Annotated in this window: 19 protein-coding genes, 2 tRNA genes and 2 pseudogenes; 17 read left to right on the top strand and 6 right to left on the bottom strand. The window is 63.1% G+C overall.

The annotated features are described in order from the left end of the window. Positions 1 to 189 precede the first annotated feature (189 nt). The 6 genes from A5695_RS11515 (at position 190) to A5695_RS11490 (ending at position 3,455) form a co-directional block, all read left to right on the top strand. Entirely contained in the window at positions 190 to 612 is a 423-nt protein-coding gene (locus tag A5695_RS11515; RefSeq protein WP_231974791.1) for a hypothetical protein, read from the top strand. Between the two features lie 260 nt (positions 613 to 872). Continuing rightward, positions 873 to 1,292, top strand: coding sequence for a hypothetical protein (locus A5695_RS11510; protein WP_197515460.1), 420 nt, complete (start codon positions 873 to 875; stop codon positions 1,290 to 1,292). Positions 1,293 to 1,398: 106 nt separating this feature from the next. Then, positions 1,399 to 1,472: transfer RNA gene (locus A5695_RS11505), tRNA-Ile, on the top strand. Positions 1,473 to 1,715: 243 nt separating this feature from the next. Then, positions 1,716 to 2,276, top strand: coding sequence for a hypothetical protein (locus tag A5695_RS11500; RefSeq protein ID WP_068081304.1), 561 nt, complete (start codon positions 1,716 to 1,718; stop codon positions 2,274 to 2,276). Positions 2,277 to 2,428: 152 nt separating this feature from the next. Then, complete coding sequence (locus A5695_RS11495) at positions 2,429 to 2,725, top strand: hypothetical protein (RefSeq protein ID WP_068081300.1); 297 nt, start codon at positions 2,429 to 2,431, stop codon at positions 2,723 to 2,725. 370 nt (positions 2,726 to 3,095) lie between these two features. Beyond that, entirely contained in the window at positions 3,096 to 3,455 is a 360-nt protein-coding gene (locus A5695_RS11490) for a hypothetical protein (protein ID WP_068081297.1), read from the top strand. Here A5695_RS11490 and A5695_RS11485 read toward each other — a convergent pair. The 5 genes and pseudogenes from A5695_RS11485 to A5695_RS29575 all read right to left on the bottom strand — a co-directional run. Then, positions 3,452 to 5,140 (bottom strand): DUF262 domain-containing protein, encoded by a 1,689-nt coding sequence (locus A5695_RS11485; protein WP_068081293.1) that lies wholly within the window; start codon positions 5,138 to 5,140, stop codon positions 3,452 to 3,454. The two genes, A5695_RS11490 and A5695_RS11485, sit on opposite strands and share 4 nt — an antisense overlap. A gap of 448 nt (positions 5,141 to 5,588) precedes the next feature. Further along, positions 5,589 to 5,990 (bottom strand): nucleotidyl transferase AbiEii/AbiGii toxin family protein, encoded by a 402-nt coding sequence (locus A5695_RS30230; protein WP_369830181.1) that lies wholly within the window; start codon positions 5,988 to 5,990, stop codon positions 5,589 to 5,591. Between the two features lie 145 nt (positions 5,991 to 6,135). Then, positions 6,136 to 6,369: pseudogene (locus tag A5695_RS30225) on the bottom strand (nucleotidyl transferase AbiEii/AbiGii toxin family protein); the annotation flags it as partial. Beyond that, positions 6,366 to 7,007: a type IV toxin-antitoxin system AbiEi family antitoxin gene (locus A5695_RS11475; protein ID WP_068081426.1), complete on the bottom strand. Its 642-nt coding sequence runs from the start codon at positions 7,005 to 7,007 to the stop codon at positions 6,366 to 6,368. The gene A5695_RS11475 and the pseudogene A5695_RS30225, both read right to left, overlap by 4 nt. Positions 7,008 to 7,193: 186 nt before the next feature. Beyond that, positions 7,194 to 7,502, bottom strand: a pseudogene (locus tag A5695_RS29575) (tyrosine-type recombinase/integrase); the annotation flags it as partial. Positions 7,503 to 7,725: 223 nt separating this feature from the next. Here A5695_RS29575 and A5695_RS11470 point away from each other — a divergent pair. The 11 genes from A5695_RS11470 (at position 7,726) to A5695_RS11425 (ending at position 16,471) form a co-directional block, all read left to right on the top strand. Beyond that, positions 7,726 to 8,292, top strand: coding sequence for a dihydrofolate reductase family protein (locus A5695_RS11470; RefSeq protein ID WP_068081290.1), 567 nt, complete (start codon positions 7,726 to 7,728; stop codon positions 8,290 to 8,292). Positions 8,293 to 8,543: 251 nt separating this feature from the next. Next, the gene (locus A5695_RS11465; protein WP_068081287.1) at positions 8,544 to 9,065 is read left to right on the top strand and encodes a hypothetical protein; all 522 of its coding nucleotides are present in this window, start codon (positions 8,544 to 8,546) and stop codon (positions 9,063 to 9,065) included. Between the two features lie 113 nt (positions 9,066 to 9,178). Further along, positions 9,179 to 10,273 (top strand): hypothetical protein, encoded by a 1,095-nt coding sequence (locus tag A5695_RS11460; RefSeq protein ID WP_156749586.1) that lies wholly within the window; start codon positions 9,179 to 9,181, stop codon positions 10,271 to 10,273. A 214-nt stretch (positions 10,274 to 10,487) separates the two neighbouring features. Continuing rightward, positions 10,488 to 10,811: a hypothetical protein gene (locus A5695_RS28455; RefSeq protein ID WP_156749585.1), complete on the top strand. Its 324-nt coding sequence runs from the start codon at positions 10,488 to 10,490 to the stop codon at positions 10,809 to 10,811. Between the two features lie 290 nt (positions 10,812 to 11,101). Then, positions 11,102 to 12,103, top strand: coding sequence for a MoxR family ATPase (locus A5695_RS11455; RefSeq protein WP_068081281.1), 1,002 nt, complete (start codon positions 11,102 to 11,104; stop codon positions 12,101 to 12,103). An 18-nt stretch (positions 12,104 to 12,121) separates the two neighbouring features. After that, entirely contained in the window at positions 12,122 to 12,988 is an 867-nt protein-coding gene (locus A5695_RS11450; protein WP_068081279.1) for a DUF58 domain-containing protein, read from the top strand. Next, on the top strand, positions 12,978 to 13,451 hold the full coding sequence (locus A5695_RS11445) for a hypothetical protein (protein WP_068081276.1): 474 nt from the start codon (positions 12,978 to 12,980) through the stop codon (positions 13,449 to 13,451). Before A5695_RS11450 ends, A5695_RS11445 begins: the two co-directional genes overlap by 11 nt. After that, positions 13,439 to 14,419 (top strand): hypothetical protein, encoded by a 981-nt coding sequence (locus tag A5695_RS11440; protein WP_231974789.1) that lies wholly within the window; start codon positions 13,439 to 13,441, stop codon positions 14,417 to 14,419. Before A5695_RS11445 ends, A5695_RS11440 begins: the two co-directional genes overlap by 13 nt. Beyond that, positions 14,416 to 15,336 carry a hypothetical protein gene (locus A5695_RS11435; protein WP_068081273.1) on the top strand — a complete coding sequence of 307 codons (921 nt, stop codon included), beginning with the start codon at positions 14,416 to 14,418 and terminating at the stop codon, positions 15,334 to 15,336. Before A5695_RS11440 ends, A5695_RS11435 begins: the two co-directional genes overlap by 4 nt. Beyond that, positions 15,333 to 16,064, top strand: coding sequence for a hypothetical protein (locus tag A5695_RS11430; protein ID WP_068081272.1), 732 nt, complete (start codon positions 15,333 to 15,335; stop codon positions 16,062 to 16,064). Before A5695_RS11435 ends, A5695_RS11430 begins: the two co-directional genes overlap by 4 nt. A gap of 20 nt (positions 16,065 to 16,084) precedes the next feature. Next, positions 16,085 to 16,471 carry a YchJ family protein gene (locus tag A5695_RS11425; RefSeq protein WP_068081271.1) on the top strand — a complete coding sequence of 129 codons (387 nt, stop codon included), beginning with the start codon at positions 16,085 to 16,087 and terminating at the stop codon, positions 16,469 to 16,471. 51 nt (positions 16,472 to 16,522) lie between these two features. Here A5695_RS11425 and A5695_RS11420 read toward each other — a convergent pair. Beyond that, positions 16,523 to 16,593 (bottom strand) — tRNA-Cys (locus tag A5695_RS11420). Positions 16,594 to 16,643 lie beyond the last annotated feature (50 nt).

Here is a 16,643-nt window from a genome sequence, read left to right as displayed (position 1 = left end):
TGTCCCGACACCAAGACTCATATGTGAACTCATATGTGCTGGTGGTCTCAGATGGCAGCGCCGCCTGAGTTGACGACTATCGACCGCGTGACTGCATGCCGTGGCCCGTTATCTCGGTTAGCAGTCACCACACGAAGGCTTGGCTTGCGTCGGAGGGCGACATCGCTCCCACGCAGAGGGAGGACCGGAATGACAACCACCCGTTCGCGGTCGCACATGCGAGCGTCATCGGTCTGGGCTGCCGGAGTCGCGCTGGGTGCCTCGATGCTCGGCGGCGCTGTGCTGTCGGCTCCGCAAGCTTCGGCGTCGTGCAATTTGAGTCCGAAGGACGACCAGTACATCCAGCTGCTCGCGCAAAACAAGATGGTGCACAACGCCGACTTCAGCGATTGCACCGAGGCCGCCGAGGGGCGGTGGTTCGCCGACCAGGTGCGCAACCATCCCAATCCATTCGGCGAAGCCCAAGAGCTGGTCAACATGATCACCAACACAACCTCGATGACCCAGGCGCAGGCCGAGTGGGAGGTCGAGTCGGCCGTCTACGTCTATGCGCCGGACGTGATCCCCAAGATCAAGGATCAGGCCGCGCACGCGGACTGGCCCAAAGAGTAGCGCCCCGGCGTTACCAGCTAACTCGAAGTAGGCCACCGATACTGCTTGTATCGGTGATTGTCGGTTGGCGGCGGTCGTCGATCGAGTGACGTCCCTCAACCAGTCGGAACTCACAGCGCGCAGCGCGTTTTTGGCTAACTGTTGTTCATTCATTGTTCGATGAGCGCGTCGTTTGTCGCGCGTGTCGGCGGTGGTACCCGATGCGTAGCGCGAAAGGAAAACTAGCAAATTCCGCGATGAGGGGGTTTTGGAAAGTGAGGATGACACGATCGCGCGGGCAAGTGCTGACGGTGGGGGCCGCCGCAGTTGCGCTGGGGGCGACGATGTTCGGTGGTGCCGTGCTGGCGGCGCCGCACGCGGCCGCGTCGTGCAACATGTCCCCGGCCGACGACCAGTACATCAAGCTGCTGGCGCAGAACAAGATGGTGCACAACGCCGACTTCAACGATTGCAGCGAGGCCGCCGAGGGACGGTGGTTCGCCAGCCAGGTCCGGTCTCATCCCAATCCGTTTGGCGAGGCCCAGGAGTTGGTCAACATGATCACCAGGACCACGCCGATGAACCAGGCCCAGGCCGAGTGGGAGGTGGAGTCGGCCATCTACGTCTACGCGCCGGACTTGATCCCGAGGCTCAAGGATCAGGCCGCGCGGCAAGCGCCCGGGCAGCCGGCGCCTGTGTGATGCCCTTGAAAGCCCGCCGCCTCCCTTCGCGGGAGCGGCGGGCTTCGCCCATGCCCGTCGGACGGTGACCGCGCTTTGGGCTACGGTTTCCTACGGAACATCGCTAGGGGCGGTAGCTCAGTTGGTTAGAGCCGCGGACTCATAATCCGTTGGTCGCGGGTTCGAGCCCCGCCCGCCCTACAACGCATTTGTGCAGATAGAGGCGACTTTATGGCATACGTTGACGCCTCGAACGCGGGCCGAAAGCGGCCCATGTCCACAGTGCGTCCACAATCGGGGCGCCAGGCGGACTCGAACCGATATTCAGGCACTTGTCGCTCGCGAACCCTTGAATTTCCTGGGAAAACACATCACTGTAGTTCTTAGGAGTAACCTCTGGGCAGGTCGTCGGCACAGAGTGGGCGTAACGGAAAGGGCAGCCGGATGAGCGAGGAAACCGCGCGGCAGCTAGCGGCCGCTGAAGCCGACGAAAGTCAGCAGCAAGCTGCCGTCGATCGGCTGAAGCAGCAGGTACTCGACTCGGTAGCGGAGCACTTGCCCTATCACATCGATCAATACGCGAAAGAACTCGCGCAGAAACAGCCAGCCGTCACGAAAACACTCGGCCCGGACGGTCTCTCGGCCCTTCGCAAGGAGCTGGCCGGAGCTGCACAGAACCTCGGGGTAGTGCTCAAAGAATCCGCCGGAAAAATTGCTTGGGAGGCGCACTTTGAGGGAGTTTCGTACGCCCTCGCACAGTTTCTCGGCGGCTCGCACCTAGCGCCGTTCAATCAAACCCTCAGAAAGTACGGCTATACCATCGACACCCGTGAGTCGGTGAGTGCATACGACTTCTTCAATTCTCCACAAGACCAATTCGTCGAACTCGATGAGCAGATCCGCAAGCTCTCACAGAAGAGGGCTGCCGTGAAAGCTGCCAAAAAAGCCGACGACCACGACACGGTCGAGTCAATCTGGGAAGACAGCAGCCGTGGCTCAATTTAGTCCTTGCACGAGGAATACGTAGGGGGCGCGAAGTGTACCGGCTGCTTGCGGCGTTCCCGAGCCAGGGTGCAGCCTTCCGGTGCTCCGGCACTCCACGCGGACAAAGAACTTATGCAGGCACCGAGAGGCAGACTTTGGAAGGGACTTTAGCGATGACTGACCCAGACGACCGCCGTCTGCAGGTCGCGCTGCATGCATTGAAGCACGAGCTTGCAAGTATCGAAGCCACGAATCGGCTCAACTGGTATGAGTCGACACGCCCGAGTGATGCAACCGTGCTTGCGTTCGAAGTGACCAAATCTGACGTCAGAACCCAGCGAGAGGAGTTGATCGGTTCGGCGATCAACGACGGCAAATCGCTTCTCCTCTCGACGCGGATCGAAGATGAATGGACCATAAGCAGAATGAACGCCGACGAATACGAAGTACCACCCGACGACTCCCAATAGCACTTGGCCGTCCAGATTTAGGGTGCATTAGCCGATCCGTTTCTCGCAGGGCGGGCTGGTACCGCGATAGCGGCCACCTTCTGATGGGGGTGCGCCGCTGAGGCCTCCAGGTTCTAGACCCGATCCCCAGGAAAATTCCGACCCCTCGGCATCAAGGGCATCCCAGTCCATCGGGTGGCGGGTGTTGTAGTCAGACTGGCCCGGCATCTGGCGGACCTTCCTGTGAAACATCGGGGACGACACCGCAGCTCCGGACCTTGCCAGGCCGGTTGCGAAGACAATGTCCACCGTTGTGTCCATGGAGCAGCGACGTAGCGGTTAGGCTCACACGCGAAGTGGCTGCGCGTCTCGTAGGAGGGGAGAACTGCTGATGGCAGGCAACGAAGGCGAGGACAACTCGCTGGGTGGTGTTGCCAAGGGTATGGCTAAACACTGGTTGCGCAATTACGGGTCTGTTTATCTTGCGTTTGCGCTGCCGACCGTAATCACCTATGTGATAGCCGGCGGATTTCTGGCGTGGATCATCGCGCGGGTATATCCCCAGGCTTTCGCTATCGTTGCTACGATCTTAGTCGCAATCCTCGTGGCAGCATTGGTCGGCATCTTCTACCTGCGTCGGAAGCTGCAACACTTTCTTACCGCCAGGCGTGCCGACAGGCAGAACACAGCCTATCTACGAGGCAAAGAGCATGGTGTCTATGGCAAGTTCCGCCCCGAGAACCTCGACTAGTCGGACGAATCGTCATCGGAATCTTCGATCTCGTCAGGATCGATTGCGGCTTCGGCGGATTGATCCTCAGATTCTCCGCATAAATCTAGGGCGTGCTCCTGCAGCGTAATTGAGCGTTGTTGGAGGAAGCTCTCGTAGTCGTTTTGGAGAGCAGCATCGAGTGCAGCTTCGGAAACTAAACATGTCGCTAACCGCTTAACGATTTCTTCGCGTCCGTCCTGATTGATGATTTTCGTCAAATACTCTTGAGGTGACGCATCTTTGATCTGGATATTGCTCGCTGAAGACAGCATTACGATGTTGGCAACGAGGTTTGCTTGTGTCGTGCTGACCCCCTGGTTTCTTAAGTACGCCTGCGGAAAGAAATGGTGGAACTCCTTATCATTTGACCACGCAAGCGACTTATCGGGATCTATTTTTTGACCATTTAGAATGTCGCGAGGCTGAGCTTGAGCTAGCATGAGGGCAACCATCTTCGATGTGGCTGAATTCGATCGGAACGATTTTGTCCGCCAGAGCCGTTCATTAGAGGTCACAGTTCCGATTTCGATGGTCTGCGTCTCATTTCCAACCCACCGTCGAATAGCGACGATATCGGATGCCATCTGACCGCCGTTCCAGCCTCCGAAGTATCCAGCGAGGGTCGTGCGCCAAAACCAGTTCCGTATTTCGGTGAGTTGAGCGCCGTTGGGCTGAGGTACCCGCCGGAAGATCTCACAAAGAACCACGAATTGATTGGCATAAGGGAGTGCCTCATACCTTGGCACGTCCACCTCCGTACTTAAGAAGTCGCACGCCAGCAATGCTGACGCAATTGTGGCTTCTACCGCCTTCTTCAACGTCTCGTCGTCACGCTTCCTCAAATCATCAATGCTTTCAGCAGTAAATGATCCGCCTGCTGCGGCACTGAGGGCACGGAGAAAAACCTTCTCATCGAGCTGTGCAAATCGCTTAGGGGCGATGGCATTTCTGATCTCGTCGACAGACCGCCCAAGATCGAAATTAGTGCTCCAAGTCGCCGCGCGCATGAGGTCGAATATTGTGAGTCTCGTACCTGTTGAATTTATCCGCTCAAACACCGGAGCGACGTCGTGCAGCTCCATTTCTCCTAAGGTTACTAACGGAACTTGGTAATCGGTAAAGCGGTTGAAAAGTAAGTCAGCCTCGGCGCTCAAATGCGGATCAGTGAGCGGTGATATCTTCCTATAAAACTCGGATGGATCCGCCAATCTCCTCAAGGGTATTTGGTGCAATGGCAATTCTTCCAACGTGTCTACATGAAAGAATCCCCTGGTCTTTAGATCGAACGCAACATTCCACACACTGGTCGGTTTGCCGGGCTTCCAGTGTAGGACGCCGCAAACAGTTGATAGGCGCTGCTGGCCGTCGAGTAGATAGTTGACCGGATAGTTTGGGCTCCGCTCTGCTATCTGCAGATCGGCAATCGATCTCTTGCTCATCAGCTTCAGGCTTGATTCCCAGACGAGCATGCTGCCGATCGGATAGTTCCGATAGATTGAGTCAAGTAGCTCAAGTATCTGGTGACGCTTCCAAACAAAAGGACGCTGAAACTCCGGAAGGACTATGTCACCCGATAAGACGCGCCCAGCAAGCTGATGTATGCGGTCCGCAGTTGGCTTCGGATCACGTACGCTCCTTGAAGTCGCCTCTTTCGGCTCAGTCACCTTGGCATCTCCTCAATTGGGACCACGATTTAGATGACGACAGAGTCGCACACCGCGCGTCGGAGCTGAGTCCGGCCATCATTCTCTCAGCCGGTACCGTTAAGCCTCGCACGAGGCACTGACAAGGTTGCGTTGGCGCACCCGCGTCCACAACGCGTCCACAAACGCAGCCCAACTTGCTGATTTGCCGCTACGTGGCAGCGTCTGCTGCTGGACCAGATTTTATACCAGAAGCACTGGAAAACTAGGGGATTGGAGTCGCTGCAGGGCGATTTTCGGGCCAAGCAGAGTTTGCTATCCACCTAGACCTAGGGACTCATAATCCGTTGGTCGCGGGTTCGAGCCCCGCCCGCCCTACGCTGAACAGCCCTACGCTGAACAGCCCTACGCTGAACAAGCGCCCCACTTCAGAGCCCATTTTTCAAGATCGGTTCTTTCGAGTCATCGTTTATTCATCGTTTATGCCGGTCGGCTGGGGCCGATGGGTGGACTTGATGACCTGCGCCCAAGCGCTGCGTACGGCGGTCAGAGCATCTGTCGGTGAAACGGTAAGACGGGTTTGGCCTCCGAGCTGGTTCTGCCAGTCGGCCTGTGTTGGCGCGGTCGTGAAGTCTCGGAGCGCCGGCGGTCTGTTGGTAGGCCCAAAGCGCCGGTAGAGAACTTCAGCTTCGGCATCGATAGCGCCGATCCGGTCGAGCGCCCAGAGGTCCCACAGGTCGCGGGAAGCATGCCGGTCGAACCACGTCGCGGTCTTGGATGCGGCGAAGGCAGGAAGGGTGGGCACCAACAACTCGGCGGCGGGGGCATCGGCGTACCGCTGGACCAATGATCGACGCTCGGTTGGCCACACGGTGCGGGTGCGAGGGGACAGCAGTTGGATTCTCACGGTCAGTCCGTCGGAGGATCGCTGCGCGTGTGTCGGGAATGCTGGTGAGTGCTGGGTCGAGCGTGAGTCGCCCGTGAGTGCGGGCAAGCGCGCAGGGTAGAGCGGCGTCCAGCTCGGCAGCTATGGGTTTGCGATCTCCGACTGCGATGAGGTCGATGTCCTCGCTCAGCCGCCCGTCCGGGAGGTAGGTGCGGGCGAGCGCCGTACCGCCGATGAAGTGGATGCGGTCGCCGAAGTCGCGGCTTAGAAATGCAAGGAGATGGGAGATGAGGTGGTCGCGTTCGACTTGCTCGGTCGCGACACCGAATTGTTCAGCGACGGCAAGCTTTTCGTTGCTGTTCACTGTCGGACCCAGGTTTCCGCTCGACGCAGTGATGCGATGCGTCGCTGTTCGGTCGCTAAAGCCTCCAGACGATCCCTGTCGCTGCGCTCGAACAGTGCCGCCACGGCGGCTGGAATCTCGATTTCGGCGCCGCCAAGTTTTGGGCGGTGGGCGAGGTCCAAGAGGGTCTGCTCGGGAGTGGTCACCAGTGTCGGTCCGAGCTCGGTCTCGTAGCGTTCGGCGTCGATGCCCCGGGTGTTGCGTTTGACGAACCGGACGACCGCAGTGCGGTCCGACAACGTGATGGGACGGTGTTGCTCAGGTACGGCAACTGTCGCGGTAGCCAGTGCGCGGGGGATTGCTCCGTGCAGCCTCGCGGCACTGATACCCATGACGACGATGTTGTCCGACCCGTAGATCGCCGTTGCGATGCCTGCCGCGGCGGCTTCAAGCCCTGGCATCCAGCCGCGGCCCGCCATTCCGTGTGGCACGACGACGTAATAACCGTCTGCCAGTCGGTGCAATAGACCGTGTTCGTGAAGTCGCGCTACCTCAGGGGCGGGGTGGGCGTAAGTGTGTTTCGCTTGTGTTGGGCGGAATGTGCCGAGAGGATACGCGGCCAGGCTAGCGGGAACCGCCGTGCTGTGCTTCTGCGCCATGATTCCTCCTTGAGTATGCAAATCATAGGCTAATAGCCTACGAAATGCATACTCGTGATCATCTGGCGTTGACGTCGCCGTCGTCGCCGTCGTCGCCGCCGTGGGTGCGCGCACCGTTCGGTCCAGGAGCTCGGCCACCTGGTTGTGGATTCGCCCGCGGCTCATGTACCCGTCCTGCGTCATCGACACGTGGCTGTGCCCGAGGTGATCGGCGCCAATGCGAGCCGATAAGCCCTCATGGTCGATGAGTGTCGCGAGAGTCTTGCGGAAGCTGTGCGTGGTGACGTCGGGGACGCCGAGCTGTTCGCGCACGGTGCGCCATTCTGCGGCGAAGTTGTTCGGGTCGCGCAAGGTCCCTGCAGTGGAGGGAAAGATCGCCGCCTGCTCGCCAAAGTAAGGCAGCTGGCGGCGTCGCCGAAGCATCGCGATCGCAAACTGCGGCAGCGGGATGGTCCGCCGGCCCGCGGCGGACTTGGTCTCGTCGACGCGAAAGATGCCCTCGCCTTTGACACGAACTACTTTGCCGGTGACCGTCAGCAGGCCGGTCTCGTCGTCGTAGTTCTACCAGCGCAACCCGAGCAATTCCATTGGTCGCGGGTTCGAGCCCCGCCCGCCCTACTCTGAACAGCCCTCCAGTGAACGACCTGGCCACGAGGATTCGACCAATATCTCGTGCGGCGTCGCGGTGAGTTTCCCACTCCGGTGCAGTCTGATCTGCATGGGCAAACTCATCTATGGCTTCAACGTGTCGGTGGACGGGTACATCGCCGACGCACAAGGCAATATCGACTGGTCCGATCCGAGCGAAGAACTGCACCAGTACTGGAACGACTTCGAGCGGGAGACCGCCCTGTCGTTCTACGGCCGGCGCCTCTACGAACTGATGGCCGCCTACTGGCCGACCGCCGACAAGGCCCCGGATGCCACCCCTTTGATCGTTGACTTCGCCCGCATCTGGCGCGACATGCCCAAGGTCGTGTTCTCGCGCACGTGTGAGTCCGTCGACTGGAACTCCCGCCTGGAACGCGGCGACCCAGTCGAGGTGGTGACGAGGCTGAAAGCCGAGACCGACGGCAGGCTGGAGGTGGCCGGCGCGACGCTGGCCGCACCGATCGTGCGGGCCGGACTGGTGGACGAATACCGGATCGTGGTCACGCCCACCGTCGTGGGCGGCGGCACTCCGTTCTTCCCCACCCTGCCGTCATGGATCTCGCTGCGACTGTTGGAGAACCGCACCTTTCCGGGTGGCGCGGTCCTGCTGCGCTACGGCGTGAAACACGACTGATCGAACCGGACCGTCACCCGGCCCAGCGCGTCGTCGTGCACAGCCGAACAGCATTCCGATCGTTGATCGACGATTGAGTCAGAAGTCGCGCTTGGCGCCCGGCGCCGTGGCGAGCGATTTCGTCATCTCCGTCGAAATCGACGCGGACGCCTTGCGGCCGAACGCGAACCGCAGCAGCTTCGCGGTCTCAAGGCCGGGCCAATCACTGGCGCAATGCGCGCTATGGTCTGCTGGTGGCCATCTCGACTCCGATGAAGGCAGCGGTCGTGACCGTGGTTGCTATGACGGCCGGCCTGACGGCACCGGTCGGCGGCGCCGACCCGACACCCCAGCAGTCGCCGTTTCCGACGGGGAAATCCGGCACCTCCATCCACGTCACGGAATACAGCGCGGCGACCGCCGACGTCACGCTCAACAACGTGAGTTGGGTTTCGGGCTGCACCGCGAGCGGCGGGGGCTGCAACGTCATCGAGCTCACCATCGTCGGCAAGTCCGACACCCCCTTCGGCTACGGCGATGCCTACGTGACCGCTGCGTCTTCGCCGTGGAGGCAAGACCCTTACCGGGACGTCGAACGCGGCTCGTTGACGGTCGACTATCAGAAGATCAACAAGACGCCGCCCCTGCGCTCGGGCACTGTCGCTAACGGCCAGACCGCCCACGGATACATCGCCTACGACACCGTCAAGCAGGGCGACGTGTACATCGAGTTCAATGACCCCAACGCTCCGGCGGCACCCACCCCATTGGCGGGCTGGAAAGTCCACACCTAGCGCCGCAGCGCCAGTTGGTCGGTCTCAAAGATAGACTTTCGGCGTCGGAGTTCCAGGCGGCGCCGGTAATGCTTGGTTCGCAGCGACCGCCGAACGTGAAAGTCGGTGGTGCGGTGGTTGAGCCCGGTAACGACGCCGCGCTGGAAGTCATGCGGTCCGACGAGGAAGCGGCCAGCGGTTATCGGGAGTGGCTGGCTGCCGCGGAGCGGGCCGGCCGACGAGTGCTGCGGCAACCGGACGGCACCTACGTGTTGTGGCGGCGCGACGACGTCCTCGCTGCCATCCGCGACGGCGAAGTGTTCGCCAGCCGCCAAGGCGAGCTGATGCCCGGCAATCGGCCGTTCGGTCCCTACCGGAAAATCATGGTCGAGCAGCTGTTCACCCCCGGCAATTCGCGCGACATGCTCAAGCCCGTCCGCGTGATCATCGAACGATGTGTCGACGCCATCGCGGCCCAGCTGGACCACTGCGACGGTGCGGGTGTCGCCGAAGTTGTCTGGCGCGCAGCATTCGTCACCGTCTGCGGGTTGCCGACGGACCTCGCCCCCGACGCGGTCAACGCCGAGCTAGTGGCCAAGATCCGCCGGGCGCCGCAGGGCGGCCCCGATGTGCTCAGCCTCCTGGCCACCGAACCGCTTTCCGACGATGAAGTGCTGGGACTAATGGCCTCGGTGGGCCGTGGCCTCATCTTCGCCTCGTTCGCGATCAGGGCCGGACTGGCGGTGCTGGCGCGTAAGCCGATGCTGCAGAAGGAACTACGCGAAAATCCGGACCGGCAACGCCGGTTCATCGAGGAGCTGCTGCGGTTGGATGGCGGCGCCAAGACCGTGTCCCGCATCACCAGCCGCAGCGTGACAGTCGGCGAAACGACGATCCCAGCCGGGTCTCCTGTCGAGTTGTATGTCGGGTTCGTTCACCGCGACGAGGCAGATGAGATGTCGGGCCACGAGATTAAACTCGATGGCCCGCAAAGGAATTGGAGTTTTGGCGGAGGCCCGCACCGGTGTCCGGCATCGCATCTTGCCCGGGATCTGCTGGGCGTGTTCTTCGAGGTGTGGCTCGCCAAGATCCCGTTCTTCTGGTTCGACTGGTCCAGCGGTGATGTGCCCAAAGCGTGGTACCCCAAGCCCTACAGCTCTTTGCCGAGCGAGGTTTTCGACGGTTGGTTCCCGGTGCACGTGCCGCTCAGGTGGCGACCGGACCGGTGATTGGGACGGATCGGGCCTAGACCCATACCGCTTCTGCACCGGCGGAGCCACATTTCGGTTCCAGCTATGGGCGCGACGGGATACGACCTACACGCAGGAATCCGTCCAATTGGGGCTGGGCAGGAATCGGGAGTTGTGATCGGTAGCAAATCAGAATCTGTGTGATTGCCAAGCGAACGCCACACGGGCGACACGACGATCAGGAGAAGACCGCATGAAGCGCATCCTTGCCGGAGCGGTGCTGTGGGGCACCGTGACACTAGCCAGTTTGGGGCTCGGCACGGGCACCGCCCAGGCAGACCCCTCGACGGGCATCTGCAATCAATTAGCGATGTGCAGCCGCATTTGGTGCCCCGGCAGCCCTCTGCCGATGCCGGACGTGGTGTGGGACATGAACACCTGCCACCACTACTACGGCGGCAGCCTCGGTCATCCGGGAACCGAGGGTGGCATTCAAGTCGGCGCGCACATTCTCGAGGGAGATCCTTCCCCGGCGAACACTTGCGGAGGATCGCCCATCTGCTTGCCGGGCCTGTGACGGCCGGCGAAGTTCAGGGCGAATAAGCCCTTTATCCAGATTCGGCGGCAATACCCGCAACGGGTAGCTGGCGGAGACCGTCGAAATGGAATTGATGTCCCGCGGCTGGGCCTCGCTACGCCTGGCCGAGTCGCCCGCGTGATCGGATCTCGTGCTCGAACGTTAGACCGACATCCAGAGCGGCGATGGATTCCACAGTGTGGAGCGAGGCAGACGCCGACAACCCCGCCAACTTGCGCCGAGACAGGTCGAGGTGTGGAAAACCGGCGCCCGGGTATCCCAGCGGTCGTATGACTAGATCACGGACCCAACCAGATCAACGTGAAATCGATGGCGTGCGGGGGGTCGTCGACGCCATCTCCGGGGCCTTCACAGCCAAGGTCGTCGGACAGCGGGAGCTGCGCGAGTCGCTGTTGATCGGTCTGCTCGCGGGCGGTCACATCCTGCTCGAAAGCGTGCCCGGCCTGGCCAAGACCACGGCCGCCAAAGTGCTTGCAGAGGCGATTCACGGCCGTTTTCAACGCATCCAATGCACGCCCGACCTTCTTCCCAGTGACATCATCGGCACGCAGATCTACGACTCGGCAAGCAGCTCGTTCGTCACCCAGCTGGGCCCGGTGCACGCCAACATCGTGCTGCTCGACGAGATCAACCGGTCCAGCGCGAAGACCCAGAGCGCGATGCTCGAGGCGATGGAGGAGCGGCAAACGACCATCGCCGGCCAGGTGCACCCCCTGGCGGATCCGTTTCTGGTCGTCGCCACCCAGAACCCCGTCGATCAGGAAGGCACCTATCCGCTATCCGAGGCCCAGACCGACCGCTTCCTGCTCAAGGAGATCGTGCGCTACCCCTCCCCGCAGGAGGAGGTCGAAGTGATGTCGCGAATTGACGCGGGCATCTACGACAAGGGCCAGCCCACCGCGCCGGTGGTCAGCCTCGACGACGTCTTGCGCGTGCAGGAGGTTGTGCGCCATGTCCACATGGATCGCGCGCTCATGCTCTACGCGAGCCAACTGGTCGACGTGACCCGTCACCCGGAGCAGGCGCTGCCCAAGCAGATTGCGCGGTTGATCGAATACGGCGCCAGCCCGCGCGCCACGATCGCGTTCTGCAAGGCGGCCCGAGCGCAGGCGGTGCTCGCCGGGCGTGCGCACGTGCTCCCCGAGGACATCGCGAAGATCGCGCACCGAGTGCTGCGGCACCGGCTCATCCTCGGCTTCGAAGCTGCCAGCGTTAACGTCACCGCCGAGGTCGTGGTCGACGCCGTGCTCAGGGTCGTCAAAGTCCCTTGAGGTCCCAGCAGGCCAGTCTTGGGTAAGCACCTCAACCGCGCCAAGACACACTTCGGCACCGACACCCGTGGCCTGCTCGAAGGCGGTCGCTATGCGCTACTGCACACGCGCAGCATGGAATTCGACGATCTGCGCCCGTACGTGCCCGGTGACGACGTACGAGACATCGACTGGAAAGCTTCCGCCCGTTCGGGCGGCGTGCTCATCAAGCGGTTCGTTTCCGAGAAGCACCATAAAATCCTGCTTGTTGCCGATGCCGGCCGAAACATGTCGGCGCTCGCCCCGAGCGGGGAGTACAAGCGCGACATCGCTGCGCACGTCATGGGTGCGGTCGGGTTGATCGGCCTGCGCCGATCCGATCAGATCGGGATGGTCTACGGCGACCGCCGCGGCTGTGTCAACATCCCGCAGCAGCGCGGCGAATCGCACATCGAGGGACTCCTGCACCGCTGGTATCAGCATGCCTCGACCAACCCCGGCGCCAGCGACATCACCGCCCAACTCGGCTACGTCGCAACGCATTACCGACACACCATGCTGATCATCGTGGTGTCCGACGAACCCGATGTCGACGACCGCCTCAGCGAAGTGCTCGGCACGCTGAGCGGGCGCCACGACATCCTGTGGGCAATGGTGTCGGACATGCCCGCAGTGGGCCCCGATAACAGCGACGGGTACGACGTGGCGACCGGCCGCTTCGTCCTCAACGGCGCGGACCTCGGCCCGCGGGTGGTCGCCGCGTACCGGCGCGCCGAGCAGGCGCGGCGCAAGCGCCTCGATGCGTTGTTGACCGCTCGCGCGATTCCGCACGCGACTCTCGCCGGCAGCAAGGACATTCGGCGTGAGCTGGTAAGACTGACCGAGGTGGCCGCCCGTGCCGGATGACCTCCTGCGCCATGTGTTGGGACCGCAGCCGTACTCGTCGTCGTGGCTGTGGTGGGGCGTGCTGCTGATCCTCGCCGTGATGGGCTGGCACGCAGGCGTTTTCATATGGACGCTGCCGTCGCGCCGGTTGCGTCGCATCCCGGGTGTGCGGCGGGTGCACGCGCGGCTGATCCGCAACCGGTTCGCCCGCTGCGTGCGCGCCATCGCCGACGAACATGACGCCGGCGGCATGTCTGCCCCGGCGGCGTCCGCTGCGATCAGCCGGACGGTGCGCAGCTTTCTGCATCAAGCCACCGGGACTCGCGCGCAATACCTACAGGTGGGCGCGATCGCCGATGGGGACTTGGCCGCGGCCGCGCCGCTGCTGGCCCGGCTCGGTGACGCGCAGTTCAACGCGCAGACGCGAGTGGATGTCGCCGACGTGAGCGCGCAGGCGCAGGAGTTGATCCGATGTTGGACCTGAAGTGGTGGCCGGTAGCGGCCATCGGATTGACCTGCTTCGTCGCGGTGGCAGCGCTCGCGGCGTTGCTGCCCATGACTGCTGCCCGCAGGCGGCTGCGTCCGTTGGCCAACGTCGCACGCTTGACCCGCTTACCCGAGTACGCCAGAGTGGCGCGGCTGCGTTCGTTGTCGACGGTCGTGACCTTGGTGGTGCTGACGGTCATGTTCGGTGCCGCCACCTGGGCGGCGGCCCGCCCGACAACGGTCAGTAAGGATTTCGACGCCACCCACCCCGAGGACGTCATGTTGTGCGTCGGACAGCCGGTGACCGACGCGTCGACGGCTGAACTACTCGACTACTTTGCGCAGCACGCCGCCACGTCCCCTCCGGCCCGGCGGATCGGCCTGACATCCACCAACCGCCGAGTCGTGCCGCTGACGCGCGACCAGCAGTACGCCGCGGCACGATTCGCCGAGTTCGCCGGCGTCCATGACGCACCGTCGGCCTCCTTCGCCCCGCCGGTGCCCTACACCGACTACGCCGCGAGCGTGAACGACGTTCTAGCGCTGTGCCTCTCAGGCTTTCCCGGCACGGAGCAACAGGGCGCGCACCGGCGCTCGGTTATCTATCTCGGTCCCTCAGATCTCCGTGCCGGCAGCGAGCGACGCGCCGCGCTGTTTACCGACGGCGGTGTACGGGACATGGCAGAACGGGTCGGCGCGCAAATCAACGTGGTTGACACTGCCCCGTCAGCTGCGAGCGGTTCGTTTGTCGCGCTTACCGGAAAGACCGGAGGGCGGTACCTCACGCTGGGGTCGCAATCGGTGAACTCGGCCCTCAACGACATTCGGGCACACACCCCGCCGGCGCGTCTGGCAGATGGGACCACCGTGCCGGCGGACTTCTCGGATGCACCGGTGCTACCCCTGGCGATCGCGTTGTTGTCGGCAGCCGTGCTCTCGGTGGCCCTATTGGTATTGCGCCGATGACCTTTCAGCCCGTATTGCCCTGGGCGATCCTCGCGGTCGTCATCGCCGCGCTTGTTCTGGCGCGCCTGGTGGCGCTGTGGCGGGTGCTGTCGTCGGCGGGGGATCGCCGTGTCGGCGCGGTCTTGCGGTGGGGCGGGGTAACGCTCGCGGTGTTGCTGCTCATTGCCGCGACCACCCGCCCAGCACTGCGCGACGAGGAAAACAGCCGAGGGGCAATGGCCGCACCCGGCGCGGGTCTCAACGTGTTCTTGGTCGTCGATCGGTCGACCGACTCGGGTGTCGAGGATTACGGCACCGGCCAGCCACGAATCGCCGGGATGCGCGACGACATCGCGGCGTTGCTGAGTCAGTACCCTGGTGCGCGGTACGCGCTCGTCAGCTCCGCGGCACAGGCAACAGTGAAGTGGCCGCTGTCCGAAGATAATTGGAGTCTGCGTCCGACCATCGCGGCTCTGGGTCCCGAAGCCGGTAATCCCGAGGTCAACGTCGTGGTGGCCGACAACGTGTTGCGATACCAGCTCATGCAGGCGGCGGAGCAATACCCGGGTGCGCGAAACGTGCTGCTGTACTTCGGCTCCGGCGCCCCCGGGTCGCGGACCCCGCAGGGTGGCTTCGACATCAGGCAGGCGTCGGTGGCCGGGGGAGCGGTGCTGGGATACGGCCGCAGCGACGCGATCAACGAAGCGGAATTACGGCATCTTGCCGGGCAACTCGGTGTGCCATATCTGCATCGGGAAGCGGGTCAGCCGTTTCAGCTTGAATTGCCCCGTGCGCCCCAGATGACCGAGACAGGGAAGCGGATCGAACTCTACTGGTTGCCGGCCTTGGTCGCAGCCGGACTGCTGCTCGTCGAGGTCTACTTCTCGATTCGGGAGTTCCGGCGCGGGCGCGTCGCCCGACGGGACTTGGCATCATGACGCCGACACCGGCGCGGCTGGGGCTGCGGCGACGATTGTTGACCTACTCGGCCCCGGTGACGCTCGTCGCACTCCTGGTCGCTATCAAGCTGATTTCGGTGGTTGTGGTGGGGAATTCCGCCGTGTCCTCCTTTGCCCAAGGTGACGGGAACGCGGTGCGCGCGGATGCGTCGATCCTCGGCATGGTCAACGTGGTCGAACCGGCGAAGGCGCCATTCGTCGAGGGCGTCGCCGCCGTGCTCGACGGGCGGCTCGATGACGCCGACACTCACTTCTCGCACGCGCTTGCCCGCAGCGACGTCGCGAATTCCTGCTGGGTGCGGGTGAACCTCGAACTAGTCCGTGAAACTCAGGGCGACCGGGCGGCGTCGGCGGGTGACCGCGCACTCGCCGACGAACGCTATGCGAGCGCGCTAGCGATCGTCGAAGCCGCCCCTCACGCGTGCTTCTTCGGCAACAACGACGCGGACCCCCAGCGGCGGGCCATCCGCCAGGACGCCGCAACCCGGTTGGCGGCCAAGAGGACCGCGCTAACCCACCCGGCACCCGAGGAACCACCACCGCCTCCGCCGCCGCCCCCGGCCGCGCCGCCACCTCCGCCGCCGCTCGCCGGCGTCACACCCGACGGCCGGCAGATCCCGCCGCGGCGGCTCGACCCCGGTGACGGTGACCCACTCGACAAACTGGAGCAAGTCCTACAAGACGCCGCGGCCGCTGCGCTGCCGTAACGGTCTGTCAGGCTCATAGCGTGAACGAACTGTGTCCCTGTGGCAGTGGCGAAGGCTATCGCGCGTGTTGCGGACCGCTTCACGATGGCGAGTCGCAGGCCGGTACGGCGGTGGAATTGATGCGATCGCGGTATTCAGCGTTCGCCCGCGGTGACGCCGACTACCTGTTTCGCACCTGGCACCCGCGCACGCGGCCGTCCGACGTGACCATTGACCCGCGGATCACCTGGACTGGCCTGGATGTGATCGACTCGGCCGCGGGCGGCCCGGAAGACGATTGCGGGGAGGTGGAATTCACCGCCCGGTTCGAGTCCGCCGGCCACGGCGACAGCCTGCGCGAGCGCAGTCGCTTCGAGCGCCGCGCCGGCCGATGGTTCTACCTCGACGCCATGGCCGAAGAGAGGTAGCACGGGCGTGTCCTGCCCGGCTCCGACCCCCAGCACCTCCACACATTCTTGAGCGAGTGACGGGATTCGAACCCGTGTGTACGGATTTGCAGGCCGCTGCCTAGCCACTCAGCCACACCCGCACGAACCGTCACCCTGCCAGCGCAAGAGGCTGTTGCCCAGCGATTTCGTC

Source organism: Mycobacterium sp. E1747 (genome assembly GCF_001667775.1).
GTDB lineage: Bacteria > Actinomycetota > Actinomycetes > Mycobacteriales > Mycobacteriaceae > Mycobacterium.
This window is presented reverse-complemented; position numbering and strand designations above follow the sequence as displayed.